General features: G+C 72.0%; 20 protein-coding genes. 13 read left to right on the forward strand and 7 right to left on the reverse strand.

Annotated elements, in window-relative coordinates:
- Positions 1-34: 34 nt before the first annotated feature.
- From OG587_RS07685 to OG587_RS07705, 5 genes are all read left to right on the forward strand, one after another.
- Positions 35-469, forward strand: coding sequence for a MarR family winged helix-turn-helix transcriptional regulator (locus OG587_RS07685; protein WP_329088186.1), 435 nt, complete (start codon positions 35-37; stop codon positions 467-469).
- A gap of 140 nt (positions 470-609) precedes the next feature.
- Positions 610-3,414 (forward strand): helix-turn-helix transcriptional regulator, encoded by a 2,805-nt coding sequence (locus OG587_RS07690; protein ID WP_329088188.1) that lies wholly within the window; start codon positions 610-612, stop codon positions 3,412-3,414.
- A complete protein-coding gene (locus tag OG587_RS07695) occupies positions 3,411-5,486 on the forward strand; it encodes an ATP-binding protein (protein WP_329088190.1) in 2,076 nt (691 codons plus the stop codon). Before OG587_RS07690 ends, OG587_RS07695 begins: the two co-directional genes overlap by 4 nt.
- A 9-nt stretch (positions 5,487-5,495) precedes the next feature.
- Positions 5,496-6,155: a helix-turn-helix transcriptional regulator gene (locus OG587_RS07700; RefSeq protein WP_329088192.1), complete on the forward strand. Its 660-nt coding sequence runs from the start codon at positions 5,496-5,498 to the stop codon at positions 6,153-6,155.
- A gap of 73 nt (positions 6,156-6,228) precedes the next feature.
- Positions 6,229-7,026 carry an alpha/beta hydrolase gene (locus tag OG587_RS07705; RefSeq protein WP_329088194.1) on the forward strand — a complete coding sequence of 266 codons (798 nt, stop codon included), beginning with the start codon at positions 6,229-6,231 and terminating at the stop codon, positions 7,024-7,026.
- 239 nt (positions 7,027-7,265) lie between these two features.
- On the opposite strand, the gene OG587_RS07710 is transcribed toward OG587_RS07705, so the two are convergent.
- Positions 7,266-7,934 carry a response regulator transcription factor gene (locus tag OG587_RS07710; protein ID WP_329088197.1) on the reverse strand — a complete coding sequence of 223 codons (669 nt, stop codon included), beginning with the start codon at positions 7,932-7,934 and terminating at the stop codon, positions 7,266-7,268.
- The gene (locus OG587_RS07715; protein WP_329088199.1) at positions 7,931-9,241 is read right to left on the reverse strand and encodes a sensor histidine kinase; all 1,311 of its coding nucleotides are present in this window, start codon (positions 9,239-9,241) and stop codon (positions 7,931-7,933) included. Before OG587_RS07715 ends, OG587_RS07710 begins: the two co-directional genes overlap by 4 nt.
- 146 nt (positions 9,242-9,387) lie before the next feature.
- On the opposite strand from OG587_RS07715, the gene OG587_RS07720 reads away from it, so the two are divergent.
- The 5 genes from OG587_RS07720 to OG587_RS07740 all read left to right on the forward strand — a co-directional run bounded on the left by OG587_RS07720 (position 9,388) and on the right by OG587_RS07740 (position 14,848).
- Entirely contained in the window at positions 9,388-11,013 is a 1,626-nt protein-coding gene (locus OG587_RS07720) for an alpha/beta fold hydrolase (RefSeq protein WP_329088200.1), read from the forward strand.
- Between the two features lie 166 nt (positions 11,014-11,179).
- Positions 11,180-11,767: a hypothetical protein gene (locus OG587_RS07725; protein ID WP_329088202.1), complete on the forward strand. Its 588-nt coding sequence runs from the start codon at positions 11,180-11,182 to the stop codon at positions 11,765-11,767.
- Between the two features lie 71 nt (positions 11,768-11,838).
- On the forward strand, positions 11,839-12,894 hold the full coding sequence (locus OG587_RS07730; RefSeq protein WP_329088205.1) for a peptidoglycan-binding protein: 1,056 nt from the start codon (positions 11,839-11,841) through the stop codon (positions 12,892-12,894).
- Positions 12,891-13,655, forward strand: a complete 765-nt coding sequence (locus tag OG587_RS07735) for an ABC transporter ATP-binding protein (RefSeq protein WP_329088207.1) — start codon at positions 12,891-12,893, stop codon at positions 13,653-13,655. Before OG587_RS07730 ends, OG587_RS07735 begins: the two co-directional genes overlap by 4 nt.
- Entirely contained in the window at positions 13,652-14,848 is a 1,197-nt protein-coding gene (locus OG587_RS07740; RefSeq protein ID WP_329088210.1) for an ABC transporter permease, read from the forward strand. The genes OG587_RS07735 and OG587_RS07740 overlap by 4 nt, the downstream gene beginning before the upstream one ends.
- A gap of 57 nt (positions 14,849-14,905) precedes the next feature.
- Here the strand turns inward: OG587_RS07740 and OG587_RS07745 are convergent, their stop codons facing one another.
- From OG587_RS07745 to OG587_RS07765, 5 genes are all read right to left on the reverse strand, one after another.
- Positions 14,906-16,471, reverse strand: coding sequence for a GMC oxidoreductase (locus OG587_RS07745; RefSeq protein ID WP_329088211.1), 1,566 nt, complete (start codon positions 16,469-16,471; stop codon positions 14,906-14,908).
- Between the two features lie 325 nt (positions 16,472-16,796).
- On the reverse strand, positions 16,797-17,384 hold the full coding sequence (locus tag OG587_RS07750; protein WP_329088213.1) for a calcium-binding protein: 588 nt from the start codon (positions 17,382-17,384) through the stop codon (positions 16,797-16,799).
- A gap of 383 nt (positions 17,385-17,767) precedes the next feature.
- Positions 17,768-18,988, reverse strand: a complete 1,221-nt coding sequence (locus OG587_RS07755) for a cytochrome P450 (RefSeq protein WP_329088215.1) — start codon at positions 18,986-18,988, stop codon at positions 17,768-17,770.
- 70 nt (positions 18,989-19,058) lie between these two features.
- Positions 19,059-20,450, reverse strand: a complete 1,392-nt coding sequence (locus OG587_RS07760) for an NAD(P)/FAD-dependent oxidoreductase (protein ID WP_329088217.1) — start codon at positions 20,448-20,450, stop codon at positions 19,059-19,061.
- Positions 20,447-20,725, reverse strand: coding sequence for a ferredoxin (locus tag OG587_RS07765; protein WP_329088219.1), 279 nt, complete (start codon positions 20,723-20,725; stop codon positions 20,447-20,449). The genes OG587_RS07760 and OG587_RS07765 overlap by 4 nt, the downstream gene beginning before the upstream one ends.
- 261 nt (positions 20,726-20,986) lie before the next feature.
- Between OG587_RS07765 and OG587_RS07770 the strand changes: the two genes are divergently transcribed.
- The 3 genes from OG587_RS07770 to OG587_RS07780 are packed head-to-tail and all read left to right on the forward strand — an operon-like array spanning position 20,987 to position 24,304.
- The gene (locus OG587_RS07770) at positions 20,987-21,604 is read left to right on the forward strand and encodes a helix-turn-helix domain-containing protein (protein WP_329088221.1); all 618 of its coding nucleotides are present in this window, start codon (positions 20,987-20,989) and stop codon (positions 21,602-21,604) included.
- The gene (locus tag OG587_RS07775; RefSeq protein WP_329088223.1) at positions 21,597-22,607 is read left to right on the forward strand and encodes an ABC transporter ATP-binding protein; all 1,011 of its coding nucleotides are present in this window, start codon (positions 21,597-21,599) and stop codon (positions 22,605-22,607) included. The genes OG587_RS07770 and OG587_RS07775 overlap by 8 nt, the downstream gene beginning before the upstream one ends.
- Complete coding sequence (locus tag OG587_RS07780) at positions 22,604-24,304, forward strand: ABC transporter permease (RefSeq protein ID WP_329088225.1); 1,701 nt, start codon at positions 22,604-22,606, stop codon at positions 24,302-24,304. The genes OG587_RS07775 and OG587_RS07780 overlap by 4 nt, the downstream gene beginning before the upstream one ends.
- The last annotated feature ends 112 nt before the right edge of the window (positions 24,305-24,416 follow it).

Genomic DNA, 24,416 nt, shown 5'->3' on the forward strand with positions numbered 1-24,416 from the left:
CTCACCAGATGAGCGGCGGCGAGAAGAGATGACCATGAAGGACCGGACGGCGACGCCCGAGGAGATCGGACTGCGGTACCTGTCCCTCGGATACCGCCTGCGCAAAGTCGTCGACGACGGCATGACGGCCGCGGGACTGTCGCTGGCCCGTACGAAGGTCCTGCAGGCGCTCGATGGACGCGGTGCCATGCGGCAGTCGTCGCTGGCGCGGGAACTCGGTCACGCCCCCCGGTCGGTCACCCAGTCCGTCGAGGCGCTGGAGCGCGAGGGACTCGTAGAACGGGCGGCGGATCCCGAGGACGGGCGCTCCAAGCTCGTCGGCCTCACCCCCGAGGGCGCCAGGGCGCTGGCCGCCGGTACGGCGGCGGGCGAGCGCGTCCTGCACGAGATCTTCGGGACGCTGGAGCACGAACAACTGGTTGACCTGGGTAAACTCCTCGATGCCATCGACGCGGGCCTCGTGTCGTAAAGCGGCCTCAGCGTCTGACACGTGTGCTGTCGAGGAGCGGGATCGGTGTCTGACACGTACTGCCGTAGGAGCGAGAACCGGGGCGCTGGACGGCGGGCCGGGCGTAGGCGAGCATGTGCCGTATCGAATGAGGCGGCGAGATGGAACTTGTCGGTCGTGACGCGGAGATCCGCCACCTGGCGGAGCTGATCGGCGGGGTCTTTGCCGGCGGCGGGGCGTTGGTGATCAGGGGCGAGGCGGGGATCGGCAAGTCCGCGCTGCTGGCCGTGGCGGTGGCCGACGCCGAGGTTCGCGGTCACCAGATCCTCACCACCACGGGCGTGCGGTCGGAGACATGCCTGCCGTACTCGGGCCTGCGCCGGCTCCTGCGTCCGCTCAGGGAGCATGACGGCGCGCTGCCGCCACTCCAGCGGGAAGCGCTGCGGGCGGCGTTCGGGACGACGGACGGACCCGTTCCCGACCTCTACCTGGTCGGGCTGGCGACCCTGAACCTGCTGGCCGAGGCCACCGCGCGGGTGCCCGCGCTGGTCGTCGTGGACGACGCGCACTGGATCGATGAGGCGAGTGCCCAGGTGCTCACGTTCCTGGCCAGGCGGTTGGAGTCCGAGCAGGTGGTGCTGGTCGCCGCCACCCGCTACGGGCTGGACGACGCCGGTCTGCCCCTGCTGTCCCTGGAGGGACTGGCGGACGAGGCCTCCGGGCGGCTGCTGGACGCCGTCGCCCCCGAACTGGCGCCCACGGTCCGGCGACGGGTGCTGAGCGAGGCGAACGGCAACCCGCTGGCGCTGACGGAGTTGCCCGGCGCCTGGGGAGACGGGGACGCCGCGCTCCGCACGTCCGGGCTGCCGCTGACCGCGCGCCTGGAGGAGTCGTTCGGCTCCCAGGTGGCCGGGCTTCCCGCGGCCACCCGTGAGCTGCTGCTCGTCGCGGCGGCCAATGACGGAGGCGCGCTCGCCGAGACGTTGTCGGCGGCGGCACGGCTGGACCGCGACGCCGACGGCCGGGGCCTCGCTCCGGTGGACCGCGACGCCGACGGCCGGGGCCTTGCTCCGGCGGGCCGCGACACCGGCGACCGGGACCTCGCTCCGGCGCTGGCCGCGCGGCTCGTCGCGGTGAGCGGGCCGCGGCTCTTCTTCCGCCATCCGCTCATGCGCTCGGCCGTGTACCGGGGAGCGGGCCCGGCGCGGCGCCGGGCGGCCCACGCCGCGCTCGCGGACACGTTGGCCGAGCTGGCCGGGGGACGCCCGGGTGACCTGACGGACCGCCAGATCTGGCATCGGGCCGCGTCGAGGGCACACCACGACGAGGAGATCGCCGCCGCGCTCGACGCCATGGCCTCCCGGGCCCAGCACCGGGGGGCGGCGGCCGTGGCCGTCCCCGCCCTCGAACAGGCCGCCGGCCTCAGCCACGAACCTCGGCAGCGGGTGGAAAGGCTGCTGCGGGCCGCCGACATCGCCGTCGAGCTGGGCAACCGGGACGTCGTCGCCCGGCTCCTGCGCGAGACCGAGTCGCTGGAACTGTCTCCGCAGCAGCACACCCGCATGCTCTGGATCAAGGGTGCCTTCGACGACGGGACGGGAGACCATGCGGTGGGTCCGCTCGCCTTGGCCGAGCTGGCCGAATCGGTGGCGCTCGGCGGCGACTCCCGGTGGGCGCTGCGCATCCTGTGGAGCGCGGCACTGCGCTGCTTCTGGGTCGAACCGGGGCAGGATGCCCGACAGCGGGTCGTCGCGGTCGCCGAGAGCCTGCGGGTCGAGCGTGACGACCCCCAGTTGCTGGCGATCCTGGCCTACGCGGCCCCGATCGAGCGCGGCGCCGTCGTCATCGAGGGGCTCCGGCGCATGAGCTCGCAGCCGATCGTGGACCCCCAGGCCGCTCGTCTCCTGGGCAGCGCCGCCGTTCTGGTGGGCGCTCTCGACCTGGCGGAGAGCCTGTCGGCCGCCGCCCTGACCGGCCTGCGCTCGCAGGGACGGCTGCAACTGCTCGCCCGCGCCCTGGGCGCGCAGGCGTGGAGCGCCGTCCTGCTGGTCAACCTGGACGTGGCCATTCCCGCCGTGTACGAGGCCGCACGGCTGGCCAGGGAGACGGGCCAGCCACTCATGTACGGCACGGCGGTGTCGACGGAGGCGCTGCTGGCCGCGCTGCGTGGAGAGGGCGAGCGCGCCCGTACCCTGGCGGCCGAGGCGGAGGGGCTGAGCCTGGCCGCGGGTGTGCGCCCGGTGCTGGCGACCGTACAGGCCGCGCGTGGTCTGGCGGCGCTCGGCGAGGAGCGTTTCTCCGAGGCGTATGACCACCTGGCGCGCATGCACGACCCCGCGGATCCCAGCCATCATCCGGCGTTGCGCTGCTACGCGCTCGGACCGCTGGCGGACGCGGCGGCGCGCGGCGGCCGGGTGGAGGAGGCACGCGGGATCCTGCGCGAGATGGAGGTGGTGGCGGGCAGGACGCCGTCCCCCGCCCTGCACGCCGGTCTGCGCCTGGCCCGAGCGCTGCTCGCCGACGAGACGCGGGCGCCGGCGCTCTTCGACGAGGCACTCGCGTCCGACGCGGCGCGCTGGCCGTTCGCCCGTGCCCACACACAGCTCGCCTACGGTGAGTGGTTGCGGCGCCGGCGGCGCAACGGCGAGGCGAAGCCGCTGCTGCGGGCCGCGCGGGAGACCTTCGACGCGTTGGGGGCGATCCCCTGGGGTGAGCGGTCCCGGCGGGAGCTGCGCGCCTCGGGCGAGCGCAGCGATCAGCGGGTCAGCGAGACGCGTGACCTGCTCTCCCCGCAGGAGTTCCAGATCGTCCAGCTGGTGGTGTCGGGGATGACGAACCGGGAGATCGGCCAGCGCCTCTACCTGTCGCATCGCACCGTCGCCGCGCACCTTTACCGGGTCTTCCCGAAACTGGGCATCACCTCCCGGGCCGAGCTGGGCGCCATCTTCGCCTCGGGCACGAGGTGACCTCGACGCGGCTGTTCGGCCGAGAATCGCAGGTCGATCGCGTGCGGGAGGCGATCGAGCACATCGAGGAGCGCGGAGCCGCCCTGATCGTGCGCGGCGAGGCAGGGACGGGGAAGACGGCGCTCCTGGCGGAGGCGTCGGCGGTCGCGACCGCCCGGGGCGTGCGGGTCCTCACCATCGCCGGTGTCGAGTCGGAGACCCGCCTGCCCTTCGCGGCGCTGCAGAGCCTTCTGCACCCGGTGCGCTCGGCCTTCGACCGCCTGCCGGAACCGCGGCGGCAGGCCCTGCGGGTGGCCTTCGGCATGAGCGACGCGGCGGCGCCGGACCCGTTCCTGGTCGCGTGGGCCACCCTGAACCTGCTGGCCGAGATCGCCGCCACCACACCCGTCCTGGTGGTCGTCGAGGACACCCACTGGATCGACCGGTCCAGCGCCGACGTGCTCGCCTTCGTGGCGCGGCGGCTGGACGCCGAACCGGTGGTCATGCTGGCCGCCGTTCGCGAGGAGAGCCCCTCCCGCCTGGACGGCGTGGGACTGCCGGAAGTCGTTCTTGGGCCGTTGACCGACGACGCCGCGACCGCGCTCCTCACGGCGTGCGCGCCGGATCTCAGCCGGGAGGCGCGGCGACGGCTGCTCAAGGTCGCGGCAGGCAACCCGCTGGCCCTGCTCGAACTGGCCTCCCTCGCCCCCGAGCACAGCCGCGACCTCGACCGGCTACCGCTGACGGCCCGCCTGGAGCGGGCGTTCGCCTCCAGGTTGTCCGATCTGCCGCCCCATACCCGTACCTTGCTTCTCGTCGTCGCGCTCAACGACGGCGACACGCTCGCCGAGTCGTTCGCCGCGGCCGCGCTGATCATCGGCGAGCCCGTGGAGGCCGGCGCGCTCACGCCCGCGATCGGCGCGCGGCTGCTCAGCGTGAACGGCCCCGGCGTGCGTTTCCGGCACCCCCTCATGCGCTCGGCCGTCTACCAGGCCTCCGGCGCGGCCGATCGCCGGCGAGCACACGCCGCCCTGGCCGACGTCCTGGGCGAGAGCGACGACAGGGCCGTCTGGCACAGGGCCGCCGCCGCTTCGGGACCCGAGGAAACGCTGGCCGAACGGCTGGACGCGAGGGCGCTGCGGGCGCGGCGTCGTGGTGACGTCGTGGCGGCGGTCGCCGCGCTGGAACGGGGCGCGGAGCTGAGCCAGGACCGGAGGTGCAGGGCCGAACGGCTGCTGACGGCCGCCGCCCTCGCCGTCGAGCTCGGCCGGCGGGACATCGTCGCCCGGCTGCTGGCGGAAGCCGAGCCGCTGGCCCTGTCGCCCCAGCAGAAGGCACGCGCGGCGTGGATCAGGGGCGACTTCGACGACGGCATGCGAGAGGACCGGGTCGGCGCGCACGCGCTGGCCTCGCTCGCCGAACAGGTCGCCGCCGGTGGCGACGTCGACCTGGCCGTGCGGATCCTGTGGAGCGGGGCACTGCGCTGCTTCTGGTCGGAGCCGGGGAGCCAGGCGCGGCGGCGGGTCGTCGAGGTCGCCGAGTCGCTCCCCGTCGACGCGGCCGATCCCCGCCTGCTGGCCATCCTCGGGTACGCGGCCCCCATCGAGCGCGGCGCCCGTGTCATCGCGGGCCTTCGGCTGCTGGCCGACCAGGCGGGTACCGACCCGGAGTCGACCCGGCTCGTGGGCAGTGCCTCGGTGCTGGTGGGCACCCTGGACCTCGGCCTGGGGTTCTCCGCCGCCGCCCTGGACGGCCTGCGCGCCGAGGGCAGGCTCCAGCTCCTGACGCGCGCCCTCGTGGCACAGGCCTCGAGCGCCGCCCATCTCGGGTATCTCCGGGTCGCCGGCCCCGCCGCGGCGGAGGCGGTCCAGCTCGCGACGGAGACCTCCCAGCCCTATCTGTACGGCATGGCACGGGCGATCGAAGCCCAGGTGGCGGCGCTGCGCGGGGAGGAGGAACGCGCGTACTCCCTCGCGGGCGAGGCGGAAAGGGTCGGTCTTCCCGTCGGTGCCCGGCCGGTCCTGGCCACCGTCCAGATCGCCCGCGGCCTCGCCGCGCTCGGTGCCGGGAGGTACGCCGAGGCGTACGACTAGCTGCGCCGAGTGCATGATCCGGCCGATCCCGCCTACCAGCTCGCGCTGCGCTGCCACACCCTGGCCGATCTCGCGGAGGCCGCCTCGCACAGTGGCCAGGAGGTCTCGATGCGCGGCATCGTCGCGGAGATGGAGGAGGCGGCGTTGCTCACCCCCTCGCCGTCGCTGCACATCGGCCTGCGGCACGCGCGGGCCGTGCTGGCCGACGGCGTCCGGGCGGAGTCACTGCACGTGGCCTCGCTGGCCGCGGACCTGTCCCACCACCCGTTGGCCAGGGCCCGCGCGCAGCTGGCCTACGGCCGGTGGCTGCGCAGACACCATCGGGTAGCCGACTCCCGGCCGCCCCTGCGCGCCGCCCGGGACATCTTCGACACCCTGGGGGCCCTGCCGTGGGGCGAGCGGGCACGTCAGGAACTGCGTGCCTCCGGCGAGAGCGGTGAACCCCGCGTGCGCGAGGCGTCGGACAGGCTCACGCCGCAGGAGCTACAGATCGCCCTGCTCGTCGCGGAAGGGCTCACGAACAAGGAGATCAGTCAGCGCCTGTACGTGTCCCACCGCACGATCGGCACCCATCTGTATCGGATCTTCCCCAAACTCGGGATCACCTCCAGGTCCGAGGTGAGAGCCGCGCTGTCGCGACCGGACGGGACGCCTGACGCAGTCACATGACGGACGCGAGGTCCGGTCCGGCCGTCGTACGTTGCAGGTCCATCACCGACCGGATGACTCCGAGGAGATCCCCATGAGCGCACCGACACCCGTCGTCTTCATCCACGGCCTGTGGCTGCACGCCACGTCCTGGACAGCTTGGTCCGAGGTGTTCCTCGACGCCGGTTACGCCCCTCTCGCGCCTGGCTGGCCAGGCGACGGCGCCACGGTCGAGGAGTCGCGCGCCGACCCCGACCGGATCGCCGGCCACGGGATCGACGACGTCGTCGAGCACTACGCGAAGATCATCGCGGGCCTGAGCGAGCGGCCGATCCTGATCGGCCACTCGTTCGGCGGCATGATCGCCCAGAAGCTCCTCGGCATGGACCTCGCCGTCGCGGCCGTCGCCATCGACGCGGCGCAGATAAAGGGCGTCCTGCCGGTGCCGCTGACGGCGCTGCGCTCCGCTCTGCCGGTGTTCAGGAACCCCGCCAACCGCAACCGGGCCGTCTCGCTGACCGAGGAGCAGTTCAGGTACGCCTTCGGCAACGCCGTCCCCGCCGAGGAGTCGGCCGAGCTGTACCGGCGCTGGGCGATCCCCGCCCCGGGCAAGCCGTTGTTCGAGGCCGCCGCGGCGAACTTCAACCCGCACTCCCCGGCCAAGGTCGCCACCGAGAACGAGTCCCGGGGGCCGCTTCTGCTGATCACCGGCGGTCAGGACCACACCGTGCCCGAGGCGGTCACTCGGGCCACGCTCAAGCAGTACCGGCACTCCGGCGCGGTCACCGACTTCCAGGAGTTCCCCGACCGGGCGCACTCCCTCACCATCGACCACGGCTGGCGGGAGATCGCCGACGCCTCGCTGGCCTGGCTGGCCCGCCAGTCCCTCTGATCCCTCTGACGCGCACGGGCGACCCATGCCTGTCGGCCACACCCGACGGCGATCTCCCACAGTGCCGTTTCTGCCGCTCACCGTGCCGGCCGTGCCGCTCGCTCCGGCGGCCGTCGCCGACCGCGGTCCGGAAGGCGACCGCGGTCCGGAAGGCGACCGCGGTCCGGAAGGCGACCGAGGCCGGATCCCCGCCGGGCTCACCCCCCCGCGGAGCTCACCCGCCGCCTCCAGCGCCTCGGCTATTCGGCGGTTCCGGCACGCACCAGACCGCATTCGTAGGCGTGGACGACGGCCTGTACCCGATCGCGCAGGCCGAGCTTGGACAGCACCCGGCTGACGTGCGTCTTGACGGTTCCCTCGGACAGGTAGAGGCGGCCGGCGATCTCGGCGTTCGACAGGCCGCGGGCGATGAGCCCCAGCACCTCGCGTTCGCGTTCGGTCAGGACGTTCAGGTCGGCGGTGGAGGTGGCCGGTGCGGACGCGGTGCCGACGTATCGTTCGAGAAGCCGGCGGGTCACGCTCGGCGCCACGACCGCGTCGCCGCGCGCCACCATGCGGATGGCCGAGAGCAGGTCGGACGCGAGCGTGTCCTTGAGCAGGAAACCGCTCGCGCCTGCCTGGAGCGCGGCGTAGACGTACTCGTCGAGGTCGAAGGTCGTCAGGATCAGCACCCGGGTCCGGCCGGCGTCGTCGCGGGCGCATATGCGGCGGGTCGCGTCGACGCCGTCGACGCCGGGCATCCGGACGTCCATCAGCACGACGTGCGGCCGCAGTTCGAGCGCCATCGCCGCGGCCTCGGCGCCGTCACCCGCCTCACCGACCACCCGCATGTCCTCCGCGTTCTCCAGGATCATGCGGAAGCCGGTGCGGACCAGGGCCTGGTCGTCGGCGATGAGTACGCGGATCACGCGTCGTGTCCCCGGATCGGAAGCGTCGCTCGCACGACGAACCCGCCGCGGGGCCCGGGGCCGGTGGCGAGCCGGCCTTCGAGCAGCCTCACGCGCTCACGCATGCCCCGCAGCCCGTTGCCGCCGCCATCGCTCTCGGCCGCGCTCCGCCCGTCGTCGACGATCTCGATGCCGACCTCCGTTTCGCCGTAGGAGAGGACCACGTCCGCCCTCGCGCCGGTACCGGCGTGCTTCATCGTGTTCGTCAGCGCCTCCTGCACGATGCGGTACGCCGACAGGTCAACGGTCGACGGCAGCGCCGCGGGGGTGCCTTCGACGTGCAGCCGCACCGGCGTGCCCGCCCTTCTCACCTGGTCGAGCAGCGTGGACAGCTGCGCGAGTCCGGGCTGCGGGTGCCACGTGTCGTCCACCTCGCCCACCGCGGCGAGCACCCTGCGCATGTCGGCGAGAGAGTCGCGCCCGGTCTTGACGATCGCCTCCAGCGCGGCCCGGGTGTCGGCGGGCCTGTTGTCCAGCGCGGCGCCGCCGCCCTGCGCCTGGATCACCATCACCGACAGGCCGTGCGCGACGACGTCGTGCAACTCCCGACTGATCCGCCCGCGCTCGGCGGCCACCGCGAGGGCCGCCTGCTGGTCCCGTTCCCGTTCGAGATCCTGGGCATGCGCGTGCAACTCGTCGAGGTAGGCCCGGCGGCTGCGCGAGCCGGAGCCGATCGCCCAGGAGGCGACCAGGGCGGATCCGAGCACGGGAAGGCCGCTCCAGGCGTTCCACGCCTGCCGGCCGACCAGGTGGACCCCGTCGGTCCCGGCCGGCGGGGCGGTGACCGGAGCCGTCGGGAGGGCGGTCACCGCCTGGAACGCCTCCGGGAGCCCGCGCACCGGACTCGCCGCGAGCGCGTGGTACAGGCTCAAGCTCGTGGCGATCAGCAGCAGGCCGGCCAGTGCCGTGAGGGAGACGGCCCGCTCGTAGCGGGTGGCGACGGTGTACAGCAGGATCGGCACGCCCAGATCAACGATCATGAGGGGCAGGGCCTGGGCCATGTGCGTCACGGCGGACAGCGTGCAGACGGCGAGCATCGGCAACGGCCGGCGCCGGCGGAGCGCGACACCGGCCACGGCGGGCACGGTCGCGACCCACCAGAGCACGCCCCGCCCGTCGCCGGCCGGGTCGCCGGCCAGCTGGCGCACGATGGCGTTCGGGTCGTTCACCAGCACGAGGATCGCGAGCATCGCGAACGCCAGCGCCGCGTCCTGCGACGCGGGCCGGCGCGACCAGGTGCGGAGGGTGACGGCCAACTGCTGTGTCATGACTGTGTGAGCTTACGGCTCGGCCCGGTGCCGCCGCGTCCGTCGCAAGACAGATCCCGCGGGGCCGGGATACATCCCAAGACAGATGCGATCGTGTGCCCGAGGACAGACGCGGGTACAGCGCGGCGGGCAGCAGGGTGATCCGCATGATTCAACGTGCATACCGGGCCGGCCAGACGGCACGCCGGTCGGCCGCCCCGGCGATGGCCGTGGTCGCGCTCGCGACGGCCTCCCTGGTCACCGGTTCGCCCGCCGCGAAGGCGGCGGGAACTACCGAGCCCGAGGTCAGGTGGCGGGCCTGCCCCGCCTACTCCGACGACGTGCTCCGGTCCCGAGGCGTCACCGACCAGCGGATGCCGGAGTTCCGCGCCCTGATGAGCCGTACGGAGTGTGGAACGGTCGACGTCCCGCTGGACTACCGCAAGCCGGACGGCCGGCAGATCACCGTCGCGATCACCCGGCTCAAGGCCGCGGACCAGGCGCGCCGGCTGGGCGGTATCGCGCTCAACCCGGGCGGGCCCGGCGGTAGCGGATATCTCATGCCCATCGACACCGTCATGCGCAACAAGGAGGCCGCACGGCTCGGCGACCGGTACGACCTGATCGGCTTCGATCCTCGCGGCGTCGGCTACAGCACCAAGATCGACTGCCTGCCCTCGGGCCCTGGTGGGGGCGAGCCGCCTCCGAGTCCGGGCGAGGGCGAGCCGCCCCCGAGCCCCGGCGGGGAGAAGCCGGGGCCGCTGACCGAGGAGGCGGCCAAGCTCATCTATGACCGCGGCGTGGCCATGAACGACGCCTGCGGGCGGTCCGATCCCGCCTTCCTCGGTCGGCTCACCACGGTGAACGTGGCCCGCGACCTCGATCGGGTGCGGATCGCACTGGGCGAGAAGAAGTGGAACTTCCTCGGCGTGTCCTGGGGCACCCGGCTCGGCGTGGTCTACCGCAGTACCTTCCCCGGCAAGGTGAACCGCATGTTCCTGGACAGCGTGGTGAGTCCGCGGTACAGCGTGGACGACTTCGTGGTGGACACCGCCGCGGCGGCCGAGCGCAACTTCTCGCGCATGGCGGCATGGATCGCGCTGCGCCATGACACCTACGGCCTCGGTACCACCCAGAAGGGGGTGCGGGCCGCGGTTCTGGAGCTCCGCCAGAAGTACGACGCGGACCCGAAGAGGTTCACCGATCTGGGGATGGCCGTCGACGGTTCGGTGATCGCCAGGTTCGCCATGCAGGACTCGCCGGAGTGGCCGCAGGTCAGCAAGGCGCTCAAGGAACTGCGGGGCGAGACCGGCCCCACCGCGCCGCCCACCGTCAAGGAGATCCTCGACAAGGGCGCGGGCCGCATGGTGCCCGGCGCACCGGAAGTTCAGAACGCGACGATGAGACAGGCGGTCGCCTGCAACGAGGACCCCAGCCGGCTCGGCTTCTCCGCCGCCTGGGCCGCGCACCAGCGGCTCCTTGAGCGGAACCCGGTCACCGGCCGGGCCAGCAGGTTCTTCATCGAATGCGCCGGCTGGCCGCTGCCGGTGCAGAAAATGCCGGTACGCCGTACCGGAGGGTCGCTGGTGCTGTCCGGACACCGCTACGAGGCCGGGACCCCCTACGAGTGGACGACCCAGACGCGATCCGCCATCGGCGGCACGGTGTTCACCGTCGACGACGACGTGCACGGGTCGGTCCTGAAGAGGCCGGACTGCGCCGCCGATCTGGTGGCGTACTTCACCACGGGCCGCATCGACCGGGGCTGCGACGGCGTTCTCTCTACGTCGTAGAAACCGGCCGGCGGTGATCTCGCCGCGCCTGACCTCGGACTTCCGGATCTGACCCCACGACCCTCGGGGAGCGGGCAGGCCACCGCACCCAAGAGCACGCGCACCGAAGCCGATGCCCGCTCACCGATGCCCGCCCACCGATGCCCGCCCACAGATGGAGAACGAGATGGAAGCCATCACCTTCAGGAAAAGGCGCGTGCGCCGGACCAGCGCGACGGCCGTCCTGCTGACGACCGTCGCGCTGGTCTCCGGGGCCTGCTCCAGCGGCGACGAACCGGGCAGGACCAGGACCGTGGCGTCCGTGGCACCCGGGGCCGGTTCGACCTCCGCCGCCACGCAGGCCCCCCAGGAGAAGGCCGACGTGCTGGCCTACGCCAAGTGCATGCGCGAGAACGGCATGCCCGACTTTCCGGACCCGCAGCCCGGAGGAGGCCTCGCCCTGCCGTCCGGGGTCGATCCCAACTCTCCGGAGTTCAGGAAGACGGAGGACAAGTGCCGGCACTTCATGGGGCCCGACCAGGAGAAGAGGGACGGGGAGGAGACGTGGCCCTCGGCGGAGAAGCTCAAGTACGCCCAGTGCATGCGTGACAACGGCGTGCCGAGGTTCCCGGACCCCGACGCGCAGGGCGGCTTCAGATTCAAGGAGGGCGGCCCTGTCGACCCCCAGTCGCCGCAGTTCAAGAAGGCGGAGGCCGTCTGCGCGAAGTACCAGCCGCGGAACATCGTGAAGGCGGGTACCGGGGGCGGGCCGTGAACGCCACGCGGATCTCGACGGGAGACACGGAGAGTCCGTCCGGTGGGAAGCGCCGACGGGGACGCGGACGGATGGTGGCGGTCGTCGTGGCGATCCTGGTCGCGGCGGGCGCGGGGATCGCCCTCGCGGATCCGTTCGGCGCCCAGACCAAGGCGGCGCCGGTCGAGAGCACCGCCAGGACCGGGCTGGCGCGGGTGACCGAGGGAACCCTGTCCGCCAGGACCCTGGAGAACGGGACGCTGGGCTACGCGGGTGACTACCAGGTGGTCGACAAGGCCGGCGGCACGGTCACCGAACTGCCGGACGTGGGCCGGGTGGCCGGTCAGGGCGAGGCGCTGTATCGGGTGGACGGCAAGCCGGTGATCCTGCTGCGGGGTGCCCATACGTCGGTCTACCGGGACCTGTCCTGGGGGATGGAGGGTGTCGACGTCAAACAGCTGAACGCCGCGCTCGTCGCCCTCGGATATGCCACCAGGGACGAGCTCGACCCCGATTCGAACTACTTCGGCCGGCAGACCTACTACGCCCTCACCGAGTTGCAGGAGGACGTGGGCCTGACCGGGACCGGGCAACTGCCGCTCGGGCAGGCGGTGTTCCTGCCCACCAAGGAGATCAGGATAACCAAGGTCATCGCGGTACGCGGTGGCTCGGTGGCGCCCGGCGGAGTGGTCCTGCGGGCCTCCTCGACCCGACGGCAGGTCACCGTCGCGCTGAGCGCGAGCCGGCAGTCCGATGTCGCGGCCGGCGACAAGGTGACCATCTCACTGCCCAACGGCAGGACCACACCGGGTGTCGTGTCGTCGGTCGGGAAGGTGGCGACGAAGGCGGACGACGGCACGACCGTCGAGGTGCGGATCAGGCCGTCCAGGCCGAAGGCGACCGGCCGGCTCGACCAGGCGCCGGTGCAGGTGTCCATCGTGTCCGAGACGGTGGAGGACGTGCTGTCGGTGCCGGTGAACGCGCTGCTGGCGCTGGCCGGCGGCGGGTACGCCGTGGAGGTCGTGGAGGGCGGCGCGCACCGTCTGGTCCCGGTGGAGACGGGGTTGTTCGACGACAGCGAGGGCACGGTGGAGGTCACCGGCGAGGGCCTGGTCGCCGGTCAGAACGTCGTGGTGCCGGCCTCATGACCGATGTGGACGCGGAGACAGGCGTGGCCGGTGGCCGGCACACCGGCGAGCCGGTCCTGCAGCTGGACGAGGTGACCAAGATCTACCCCGGAGTGTCACCGGTGGTGGCGCTGGACAAGGCCTGTTTCACCGTCCGCCGGGGCGAGCTGGTGGCGATCGTGGGCCCGTCGGGTTCGGGGAAGTCGACCCTGCTGCAGGTGATGGGCACCCTGGACCGCCCCACCTCGGGGACGGTCCGGATCGTCGGGGACGACGTCGCCAAGATGTCGGACCGAGCTCTGGCGGGACTGCGGGCCACCCGGATCGGGTTCGTCTTCCAGCAGTTCTTCCTGGCCGAGCACGCCACCGCACTGGAGAACGTCGCGGACGGGATGCTGTATTCGGGGGTCAGGCACGGTGCGCGGACGCGGGCCGCGGCCGCGGCGCTGGTCCGGGTCGGGCTCGGCCACCGGCTCGGCCACCGGCCGCCGCAACTGTCGGGCGGTGAACGGCAGAGGGTCGCGATCGCCCGAGCCCTGGTCGGCAACCCGGCCATCGTGCTGGCCGACGAACCCACCGGCAACCTCGACAGTGTCTCCGGAGCCGCGATCTTCAAGCTGCTCGGGGAGCTCAACGCCGAGGGCGCCACCATTGTCATGATCACCCACGACCGTGAACTGGCCGCACGACTGCCGCGCCGCATCGAGGTCCTCGACGGACGTGTCGTCGCCGACGTCACCGCGGCGGAGCGGCCTCTGTCCACCGGAAGGCACCTGCCATGACCACCACGGTTCCCGGCCGGTCGCATCCGGCCGACCTGGCCCGGACCGCTGTCGTGGGGCTGCGCACCAGGCGAATGCGGGCCGCACTGTCGGCGCTGGGCATCGCCATCGGCGTCGCGGCGATGGTGGCGGTGACGGGGCTGTCCGCCTCCTCCCAGGCGGGGCTGCTGGCCGAGATCGACAAGCTGGGCACCAACCTGCTGACGGTCAGCCCGGGGCGGGTCCTGGGCGGCGGGGACGCCAAGCTCCCGTTCGAGGCTCCGGGGATGATCGCTCGGATCGGCCCGGTGGAAACGGTCCAGCACACCGGCAGGACCAAGGCCGACGCCTTTCGCAGCCCGTACATCCCGAGCATCAACACCAACGCGTTGACGGTCGACGCCGCGAGCCTGGACCTGCCCGCCGCCGTGCGCACGACCGTCGCCCAGGGCAGGTACCTCAACGCCGCCACCGCCGAACAGCCGGTCGCCGTACTCGGTTCGGCCGCCGCCGCCCGCCTGGGCATCGCCCGGATCCACCCGGGGATGCGCGTCTGGGTCGGCGGGCAGTGGTTCTACGTCGCGGGGATCCTCAACCCCGCGACCCTGATGCCCGAGATCGACTCCTCGGTGCTGGTCGGCTACCCGGCCGCGCGGAGGTATCTGCACTTCGACGGCCACCCGTCCACCATCTACGTGCGGGCCCAGACCGACCGGGTGCAGGACGTCCAGAAGGTGCTGGCCGCGACGGCCAACCCGAAGAACGCCGGTGAGGTCAGCGTCAGCCGGCCCTCGGCCGCTCTCGTGGCCCGCGCCGCGGTCCAGTCCGCGCTGAACGGCCTCTTCCTCGGGCTCGGGGCGGTGGCCCTGCTCGTCGGCGGTATCGGCGTCGCCAACACCATGGTCATCTCGGTGCTCGAACGCCGCTCCGAGATCGGCCTCCGGCGCGCGCTCGGCGCCACCAGGGGCGACATCCGCCTGCAGTTCCTGGCCGAGGCGATCCTGATCGCCGCGATCGGCGGCGTCGTGGGGGTGGCGATGGGAACGACCGCCACGGCGATCTACGCCCACGTCAAGGGCTGGGCCACGGTGGTTCCGCCGCTCGCCTGGGCGGGAGGACTCGGTGCGGCCGTCGCGATCGGCGCGGTCGCCGGCCTGCTCCCCGCACTCCGCGCCGCACGCATGCAACCCACCGAGGCCCTCCGGACCGCCTGAACGCCTGAACGCCTGAACGCCTGAACCAGGCGCCTCGCCAGGCATCGCGGATCATCGTCACAGGTCGGTGGCTATGATCCTCTCGATGTTCCGTTCGGCGAGCGCCGTGATGGTGACGAACGGGTTGACGGTGGTGTTGCCGGGGATCAGCGAGCCGTCGATGACGTACAGGCCGGGGTAGGCGGTGAGGCGGCCGTAGTTGTCGGTGGCCCTGTTCAGCACCGCGCCGCCGAGCGGGTGGTACGTGAGGTGGTCGCCCCAGACCTTGTACACGCCGAAGAGGTCGGTCCGGTAGATCGTCCCCTCCTTCGCGTTGATCTTGTCGAAGATCGTCTTGGCCATGTCGATGGACGGCTGCTTCCAGGAGGTCTGCCAGTTCAGGTCGACCCTGCCCGTCGCGGCGTTCCAGGAGAACTGGGCGCGGTTGGGGTTCCTGGTGATCGACAGATAGAACGAGGCGAAGGTCTCGATCCCGACGGGCAGTGGCGCGACCTCGGCGAACGCGCCGCCGGCGGCCCAGTTGTCGATGCCGGAGCAGGGAATGGTCGACTGGAGGCCGCCGGTCGGGTCCCACAGATGGTTGGCGCGGCCGCACATGACGTTGCCGTTGTCGCCCCAGCTCTTGCCGATCTCGCTGTTCAGGTTGGGCAGCGCGCCGGTGGCCTTCAGCTTGACCAGCAGTTTGCTGGTGCCGACGCTGCCGGCGGCGAAGAACACCCGGTCCGCGGTCACGGTCTTGGTGGCCGTGGTGTCGCCGCCGGTGTCGAGCTGCTCGATGACGACCGTGTAGCCGCCCCCGGTCGCCGGGGCGACCGAGGTGACCCTGTGCAGCGGCGAGACGGTGACGTTGCCGGTGGCCCTGGCCAGGGCGATGTAGGTCTTCTGCAGCGACTTCTTGCCGTGGTTGTTGCCGTAGAGGATCTCGCCGGCCAGCGCCGACCTGGTGGCGGTCCCGGCCGCCTCCTGCTTCATGTGATTCCAGTCGTACACGTTGGGCACGAAGACGAACGGGAAGGCGGAACGCTGGGCGTGCTTGCGGCCGACCCGGGAGTACTGGTAGCAGGCGGTGGTGTCGAACCAGGCCGGGTCGATGGTGGTGACCCCGAGTCCGGCGTTGGCGCGCGGGTAGTAGGTGTCGTACATCTCGTCGGCGTTCACCGACGGGAGGACGGCGCCGAAGTTCTCGCGCTTGGGGGTGACGGCCATGCCGCCGTTGACCAGCGACCCGCCGCCGACGCCGCGGCCCTGGTAGACCGTGATGCCGCCGAACTCCTCGGCGTCCAGGATCCCGGTGTAGCGGGTGATGTCCCTGTCGATCGGGAAGCCGAGGAAGTAGTTGAGGGGGGCCTTGGTCCTGGTGCGCAGCCAGTAGGACCGGTGGTCCGGTGCGGTCGTGGTGCAGAAGATCTTGCCGTCGGAACCCGGGGTGTCCCAGGCCATGCCCATCTCGATCATGTGCACGTCGACGCCCGCCTGGGCGAGGCGCAGGGCGGCGACGGAGCCGCCGTAGCCGGTGCCGATCACCAGGGCCGGGACGTGGGCCCCGTCGGCGATCGGAGCCGCCGCGGTGCCGGCCTGCGCCTGGGCCGCGGTGGGGTGGCCCGCGAGGGCCGCGATTCCCAAGATAGAACCAGTTCCAGCAATGAAACCCCGGCGCGACACGCCTTTGGAACCAGATCCAGCTGAGGCTTTTTCACTCATGTGATTTTCCTCACTCTTGATGGCTGGAACCAGTTCTATATGTTTCTCAGGTGTTAATCCACCGCGTGTCCGCGAGTGATTTGTGTCCTGCCGGCTACCTGAAACTCCAGGTCGCGGTGCGCCCGCCCGGCCGGGTGCGGTCCGGTGTTTCCCCGGCTCGGCCGGGCGTCGTGATGACGGCCGCCACCGGGAGACACACATGAGGGGCGTACGGATGCGGCATCCGTACGCCCCGGTGCTCGAAACGTCAGCTTTCGCAGGACTCCCGGACTTCGGCGGTGCAGATGTCCCTGCCGGCGCCGCCGACGACGGAGTCGGGGCCCGCGTTGCCTTCGAGGACGTCGTCGCCGTCGTTCCCGTGCATGGTGTCGCCGCCGGTCTGGCCGGAGACGGTGTCGCGGGCCGAGCCCCCGGAGAAGCCGTCCTTACCGGCGCCGAGGAAGGCGCGCATGGGCAGGGCGGTGTTGTTGCGCAGGGTGTCGGCGCCGGCCTGGAGGCTGGCCTGGATACCGGTGATCCCGGTGGCGGGGCAACGGACCGTGTTGTCGTCGACGTTCTGGCAGACCCCCGCGGTGGAGAGCGTGTCGCCGGAGTTCCTGACGACGAGCGAACCGTCGACGTCGAGGTCGACGCTGATGTCGTCGGACAGGTTTCCCGCGTTGATGGACAGCAGGCTCCCGGTCACGGTCACGTTGGTGCCGGCCAGCGCGGGTCCGGCGAGGGCCAGCGGCGGGGTGACCACCAGGACCCCCACCGCCAGCGCCCGCAGCCCGGCCCTGCGGACCACGCCCGGCCGCGACGGCCCGTGCTTCGTGATGTTCCTCCGTGTACGCATGAATCCCCCGTGCGTTCGGCCGCCGATCACTTCTGGCGGTGACCGGTCGGCGGGCTCCTGTGCCCGGGACGATTACATCCCGTGACCGCCCGCGACCCCGCGTCGCTGCGCACGGTGAGCGAACTGTTTTACGGAGAGTTCCGAAAGCTGGACCGTCCCCGTGGCGCGGGCGCCCCGGAACTCCGCCGAGGTGCCTTCGCCGGACGCGATACCGGGATGAAACGGCGATGCAGATCCACCTGGACCAGGACCTGCTCCAGGCGGGAGGGCTCGACGCCCCGGACCACCCTCCCGTGCTGCACGCCTCAGCCGGGGTGCCGGTACGGATCGGGATGTGGACCCGGTGACGCGCGAGCCCTTCTGCCCGGCTCGGCCCCGTACCGTCACTCCTGCCTGACGAGGAGGTGGCGCGGGCCGCGCAGGACCGCGCTCTGCCGGTACGGGGGCGGGTCGGCGACGAGCCGGGGACTCTCCAGGTTGCGGAAGAGCTCGTTCAGCGCGATCTGCGTCTCCAGCCGGGCCAGGGGAGCGCCGAAGCACAGGTGGACGCCCCCGCCGAAACCGAGGTGCTGGTTGTCCCGCCGGTCGGGATCGAACCGGTCGGGGTCGCGGAAGTAGGAGGGATCGCGGTTGCCGGAGGCGAGCACGAGCGTGATCCGCGAGCCCTTCGGGATGGTGGTGCCCGCGACGGTGAGGTCGCTGTACGCGGCCCGCCAGAGGATGAGCTGCACCGGAGGCTCGTAGCGCAGCAGTTCCTCGACCGTCCGGACGATCATTCCGGGCTCGCGGCGCAGGCGTTCCAGCACGTCGGGGTGGCGCAGCAGCGTCAGCGCGCCGTTGGTGATCAGGTTGACGGTCGTCTCGTGGCCCGCGATGAGCAGCAGGTTGGCGGTGCTGACGATCTCCTCGTCCGTCATGCGCCCGTCGGGTCCGTCGTCGTTGGCCAGCCGGGACAGCAGGTCGTTTCCCGGTGGCCGGCCGCGACGGCTCTCCAGGAGCTCGGCGAGGTACGCCCTGAGGTCCTCGCGGGCCCGTACGCCCTCCCGCATGCGGTCCTCGGGGTCCGTCGCGGGGTTGAAGTCGAGCAGTGCGACGATCGCCTCGACCCACCCGTGGAACCGCGGCTCGTCCTCGCGGGGTACGCCGAGCAGATGGCAGATCACGGTGACGGGGAAGGGGTAGGCGAAGTCGTCGACGACGTCGATCTCGTCCTTGCTCACCAGGTTGTCGATCAGGTTCGTGACGATGGCGTTCAGGTCGGGACGCATGTCGTCTATCAGCGTGGGCGAGTGCGGGGGGCCGAAGTAGCGCATCGCCATGCGGCGCAGCCGGTCGTGCTGCGGCGGGTCGAGGCCGATGAAGGCCGGTGAGTCCCCGCGTATGGCGACGGAGGGTCCCGGATCGTGGAGGTTGTCCGTGTCGGAACTGACGTGCGGGTCGTGCAGCAGCGCGGTGATCTCCCGGTAGGTGCTGACGATGTAGCCGCCGTCCTCCTGCCGGGCCACCGGGGTCCTGCGCAGTTCGGCGTAGAGCGGGTACGGGTCGGCCCGGCTGGAGTGGTCGAGGATCCGCTGGAAGGTGCTGGACGCCTGGGTGACTGTCATGGCCGCTTCTCCTAGGGTGTGCCGGTTCCCGCCGTCCCCGCTTGGACCCGGTCGGACCCGGTCGAACAGGTCAGCCGCCCGGCCGCGCGAACGCCACGCGCCGCTCGCTGGGCTCGTAGCCGGTGACCACCACCGTGGCTCCTTGGGTGATGATCACCGAGTTGGGGAAGTGGGCGGGTACCGGCTTCATGTCGGCGGGCTGGTCGGGTGTGGGACAGGAGGGCGGGAAGGGCGCCGCCGTCTCGATCAGGTGCCGGTAGTGGTCGAGCCACTTGGCGTTGTCGAAGCTGACCGCCGCGGTGACCCGGCCGCGGTAGCCGTACGCGGCGACGAAACGGTGCTCCTCCACCGATCCCTGCGTCACGACGACCTCGTCCGACAGGACCGGGACACCGACGGACTTGATGTTGACGCCGAACTGCATCGACCAGAACGCCGGCATGGACAGGTGCGGCCAGCGGTCGGTCGGGGAGCTGACCATGTTGTGGGCCGCGACCTGGGCCTGTTCCACCGCGTTGGCCCAGTGTTCCAGCGACAGGAACCGGTACTCGTAGACCGGGTGCGGGCAGCGTGCCACGTCCCCGGCGACGAAGACGTCGTCGGTGACCAGGCCGTTGACGTCGAACGCCCGGCAGCCCGAGTCGCAGGCCACCCCCCAGACACCGGCGGCCAGTCCCGAGTCCCGCAGCCACTCGGTGTTGCGCACGCCGCCGAGCGCGACCACCACCACGTCGGCGTCGACCGTGCCGCCGTCGGAGAGGTGGGCGCGGCGCACCCGTCCCCGCTCGTCCCCCTCCAGCCGCGTGACCTTGACGCCGCAGCGCAGGTCGACGCCGTGGGCGCGCTGGAGGTTCGCGGCGATCGAGCCGACCATGCTTCCGAGCGCTCCCACCAGCGGGGCCTCGGCGGTCTCGGCGACGGTCACCGGTATGTCGCGCTCGCGGCACACCGAGGCGATCTCGGAACCGGCGAAACCGGCCCCGATGACGAGCACCCGGCCGGGCCCGGCGGCCAGCCGCTCCCACAGGCGGCCCGAGTCGTCGCGCGTGCGTACCACGAACACGCCGTCCAGGGCGGCCTCGGCCCTGTCGGCCCAGGGCCTGGCGCGCACACCGGTGGCGATCAGCAACCTGTCGAAGGGGACCTCCCGCCCGTCCGCGAGCTCCACCCGCTTACCCGCGAGGTCCAGCCCGGAGGCGGGCACGCCGAGCAGCCACTCCGCGTCGATCTCACGACGCCGGGGCAGCGCGGTGCCGTCCGCGGGCACCCAGCCGGTCAGGACCTGCTTGGACAGCGGCGGCCGGTCGTAGGGTTCGCACGCCTCGTCCCCGACGAGGGTGAGCGACCCGGTGAAGCCCTCGTCGCGGAGCGCCTCCGCGGCCCGCAGTCCCGCGAGGGAGGCGCCGACGACGACGATGCGGCCGTCGTGCCTGAACGTCTCCCTGCTCCGCTCGCTGGTCACGCCGTTCCCGTTCCGGTCGCCGTCGCCGCGGCGGTCGCGGCCGTCGCCGTTCCGGTCGCCGTCGCGGGCGGGATCCCGGCCGCGTCCAGCAGGTCGACGAGGATCGCCTGGACCGGGCAGGCGGCCACCGCGCGCAGGACCTGGTCCCGCTGAGCCTCGTCGGGACTGGAGTGGAACATGAGCGCCTCCTCGCCCCGCATCCGGAACGTGTCCGGGGCCAGGAAGGCACACTGCGCGTATCCCTGGCACCGCGCCAGATCGACGACAACTCTCATTCGGACCATCCCTTCCGAACCTGCGTACGGCTGAGTGAGACGGAGAGAACCGGGACGGCGGGGTCGACTGACATCACCCGATAAGGCGCTTAACTGCACATATAAGCGTATCTCGGACATTTGGCCGGTACATCGATCTTCCGCCAGATGACGGTCAAGGATTGCGTACGGAGAGGGGTGGGTCGGTGACAGAGAGATGACTCGCGAACGCCTGCCTATACAGCTGACTTTTTTACAAGTCATATGTATAGGATGCCGTACATGAGACCAGTCGAAGACCTGACCGCTCGGGCGCGGATCAGGGACGCCGCGCTCGCGCACTTCGCCGAGCACGGGATCCGGGGGGCCACCCTGCGGGCCATCGCCGAGGAGGCGGGCGTGTCGCTCGGCCTCGTGCAGCACCATTTCGGATCGAAGGACGGCCTGCGCGAAGCCTGTGACGCCTACGTGCTGGAGTTCGTCAAGCTGAACGTTCACGAGGCACTGGACGAGCACCGGCTGGACGAGCCGGAGTTCGTCTCCGAGGTCTATCGGGCGGGACCGCCCGTCATGCTCTACCTGTCGCGGGCCCTGGCGGACGGCTCGCCGGGCGCCGCCGTGCTGTTCGACGACATGGTGGCGCTGACCGAACGGTTCCTCGGCGACCGCCCGGACGTCCGGGCCCAGGCGGCGGTCTTCACCGCGATGAAACTGGGCGTCCACGTGTTGCGGGCGCACGTCGCCCGCGCGATGGGCGCCGACCCCATGTCCGCCGAGGGTGCCCCCCGGGTCAGTGCCGCGATGCTGGAGATCGTCTCCCCGTCGTTCACGGGTCCGGAGCTGGCGGAGCAGGCCCGTGACGGGCTGGACCGTTACCGCAAGGAGCAGGGTGATGACTGACGCCGTACGCGCCGAGGGCCTGGTGAAGTCCTTCGGCAGGACCCGCGCCCTCGACGGCCTGGATCTGTCGGTACGGACCGGGGAGGTCCACGGTTTCCTTGGCCCGAACGGGGCGGGAAAGACCACGACACTGCGCGTCCTGCTGGGCCTGATGAGGGCCGACTCCGGCTCCACCCTGCTTCTCGGCGGCGACCCCTGGCGCGACGCCGTCGAACTGCACCGCCGCCTCGCGTACGTGCCGGGCGACGTCGCGCTGTGGCCCAACCTGTCGGGAGGCGAGGTGATCGACCTGCTCGGCCGCCTGCGGGGCGGGTTCGACGCCGCGCGGCGGGCGCGGCTGCTGGAGCGCTTCGACCTCGACCCGACGAAGCGGTGCCGCGCCTACTCCAAGGGCAACCGGCAGAAGGTCGCGCTGATCGCCGCCCTGTCGTCGAACGCGGAGCTGCTGCTGTTCGACGAGCCCACCGCCGGCCTCGACCCGCTGATGGAGGCCGTTTTCCAGCGATGCGTCGAGGAGGAGCGCCTGCGGGGGCGTACGGTCCTGCTCTCCAGCCACATCCTGGCCGAGGTCGAGGCTCTGTGTGACCGCGTGACGATCATCCGGGACGGCCGGGCCGTGGAGAGCGGCACCCTCGCCGAACTCCGCCACCTCACGCGCACCTCCGTCTCCGCCGAGCTGGCCGGCCCGCCCGTCGGCCTCGACGGCCTACCGGGCGTCCACGATCTCCGGATCGACGGCACCGGCGTGCGCTGCGACGTGGACACCGCCGAGCTCGACGGCCTCCTGCGGCGGTTCGTCGAGATCGGGGTACGCGGGCTGACCAGCCGTCCACCCACCCTGGAGGAGCTCTTCCTGCGCCACTACGAGGTGACAGCCGGGCATCCCGATGAGAGGACCCCGACGAGGGTGGCAGCCGGAAAGAAAACGGTGAAGGCGATGCCCGGAGCGGAAACCGCCAAGGCAGCCGAGGGAACGGCGGATTCGCCGGGATCCGCGCGATGAGCGGCCCGTTCGCCGCGACCGGCGCGATGCGCGGCCGGCTCACCGGGACCGGCGCGCCGATCCCGGTGAGCGGCGAGGTCGCCGGGGCCGGCGCGCTGGTCCGGCTCATCCTGCGCCGCGACCGCCTCCTGCTGCCCATCTGGCTCGTGGCGGTGCCGCTGATCGTCCTCGCCATGGCCGCGGGGGTCGCCGACCTCTACCCCACCCAGGAGGCGCTGCGCCAGTACGCCGAGATCGCGACGCTGAATCCGGCCCAGCGAGCCCTGCGCGGGCCGATCTACGCGGCGACCGCGGGCGGGATCACCGCCTGGAGCGCGGGCATGTCGAGCGCGATACTGACCGGTGTCGCGAGCATCCTGCTGGTGATCAGGCATACCCGGGTCGAGGAGGAGACCGGGCGCCGCGAGCTGCTCGGCTCGACCGTCGTCGGGCGGCACGCGCCGCTGGTCGCGGCACTGGCGGTGACGCTCTCGGCCAACCTGCTGGCCGCGGCGCTCATCATCGTCGCGCTCGTGTCCGCGGGGCTTCCCGCGGCGGGGGCGGCGGTCCTCGGCCTGTCGGCGGCGGGCTTCGGCTGGGTCTGCGCCGGAGCGGCGGCCGTGGCCGCCCAGCTCACCCGGGGTGCCTCCGCCGCCCGAGGCATCGCCTTCGCCGGGCTGGGCCTGGCGTTCCTGGTCCGGGCCATGGGCGACCTTCTCTCCGTCCCCTCGGATGCCGGGGAGGATCTTCCCGGTAACCGTCCGGCCGGTGGTGAGACGGGCGGGGCGGCGTGGCTGCCGTGGCTGTCCCCGCTCGGCTGGGTCAGGCTCACCCGCGCCTTCGCCGGTGAGCGCTGGTGGATCCTGCCGCTCTTCGCCGTACTGACCGTGCTCCTGGTCGGTGCCGCCCACGCCCTGTCCGCCCGCCGCGACCTCGCCGCGGGCCTGCTGCCCTCCCGTCCGGGACCCGCCGTCGCGGCGCCCGGCCTGCGCGGCGCCCTCTCCATCGCCTGGCGGGTGAACCGCGGCACCCTGCTGGCCTGGACGGCCGGCTGCGCGGTGCTCGGGGTCGCATTCGGCGGGGGTGCGCGGGGCGCCCAGGACCAGTTGGGCGACCTCTTCCCCGGGGTGAACGGGACGGACGCCCTGTTCACCTTCTCCACCATGGTGTTCAGCCAGGTGATCGCCTGCTACGCGATCCTGACCATGCTCCGCCCGCAGGCCGAGGAGCGCGGCGGCCTGGCCGAGATCATCCTGGCCACGGCGGTCGGCAGGGTCCGCTGGGTGGGCGCCCACCTGTTCTTCGCTCTCGCGGGACCGGCGCTCATGGTGTCCGTACTCGGTCTTGCCGCGGGTCTCACGTACGGCCTGGGCACGGGCGACGTCGCGAACGAGTTTCCCCGCGTCCTCGGCGCCACGCTGCTCTGGATCCCCGCCGTCTGGGTCCTCACCGGGATCACCCTCGCCCTGTACGGCCTGCTGCCGCGCCTGGCCGCCGCCGTCAGCTGGACGTTCCTGGCGGTGTTCCTCGTCCTGGAGCTGGTCGTGGAGTTCGGTCAGGCCTCCGCCGATGTCATGATCTTCTCCCCGTTCGCCCACATCCCCAAGATCCTTCTCGGCGTCGGCTTCTCCGTCGTGCCTCTTCTGGCGCTGTCCGCCCTCGCCGCCCTGCTCGCCGTCGCCGGGCTGCTCGGCCTCCGGCGCCGCGACATCACCTGATCCCGCCTCCGGCCTTGACCTCTGGGCTCTGGCCTTGGTTCCGGCCGGCCCGTCACGGCCGGCGGGCTCGCGTCCGCCCGTCAGGCCCGTCAGACCGCGTCCACACGTCACG

Source organism: Streptosporangium sp. NBC_01469 (assembly GCF_036227305.1).
Taxonomy (GTDB): Bacteria; Actinomycetota; Actinomycetes; order Streptosporangiales; family Streptosporangiaceae; genus Streptosporangium.

What these genes read in the sequence shown, in the direction of transcription:
- OG587_RS07685 (WP_329088186.1), top strand. Translation starts at nt 35, where the DNA reads ATGAAGGACCGGACGGCGACGCCCGAGGAGATCGGACTGCGGTACCTG.
- OG587_RS07690 (WP_329088188.1), top strand. Translation starts at nt 610, where the DNA reads ATGGAACTTGTCGGTCGTGACGCGGAGATCCGCCACCTGGCGGAGCTG.
- OG587_RS07705 (WP_329088194.1), top strand. Translation starts at nt 6,229, where the DNA reads ATGAGCGCACCGACACCCGTCGTCTTCATCCACGGCCTGTGGCTGCAC.
- OG587_RS07715 (WP_329088199.1), bottom strand. Translation starts at nt 9,241, where the DNA reads ATGACACAGCAGTTGGCCGTCACCCTCCGCACCTGGTCGCGCCGGCCC.
- OG587_RS07720 (WP_329088200.1), top strand. Translation starts at nt 9,388, where the DNA reads ATGATTCAACGTGCATACCGGGCCGGCCAGACGGCACGCCGGTCGGCC.
- OG587_RS07725 (WP_329088202.1), top strand. Translation starts at nt 11,180, where the DNA reads ATGGAAGCCATCACCTTCAGGAAAAGGCGCGTGCGCCGGACCAGCGCG.
- OG587_RS07730 (WP_329088205.1), top strand. Translation starts at nt 11,839, where the DNA reads ATGGTGGCGGTCGTCGTGGCGATCCTGGTCGCGGCGGGCGCGGGGATC.
- OG587_RS07735 (WP_329088207.1), top strand. Translation starts at nt 12,891, where the DNA reads ATGACCGATGTGGACGCGGAGACAGGCGTGGCCGGTGGCCGGCACACC.
- OG587_RS07740 (WP_329088210.1), top strand. Translation starts at nt 13,652, where the DNA reads ATGACCACCACGGTTCCCGGCCGGTCGCATCCGGCCGACCTGGCCCGG.
- OG587_RS07750 (WP_329088213.1), bottom strand. Translation starts at nt 17,384, where the DNA reads ATGCGTACACGGAGGAACATCACGAAGCACGGGCCGTCGCGGCCGGGC.
- OG587_RS07755 (WP_329088215.1), bottom strand. Translation starts at nt 18,988, where the DNA reads ATGACAGTCACCCAGGCGTCCAGCACCTTCCAGCGGATCCTCGACCAC.
- OG587_RS07765 (WP_329088219.1), bottom strand. Translation starts at nt 20,725, where the DNA reads ATGAGAGTTGTCGTCGATCTGGCGCGGTGCCAGGGATACGCGCAGTGT.
- OG587_RS07770 (WP_329088221.1), top strand. Translation starts at nt 20,987, where the DNA reads ATGAGACCAGTCGAAGACCTGACCGCTCGGGCGCGGATCAGGGACGCC.
- OG587_RS07775 (WP_329088223.1), top strand. Translation starts at nt 21,597, where the DNA reads ATGACTGACGCCGTACGCGCCGAGGGCCTGGTGAAGTCCTTCGGCAGG.
- OG587_RS07780 (WP_329088225.1), top strand. Translation starts at nt 22,604, where the DNA reads ATGAGCGGCCCGTTCGCCGCGACCGGCGCGATGCGCGGCCGGCTCACC.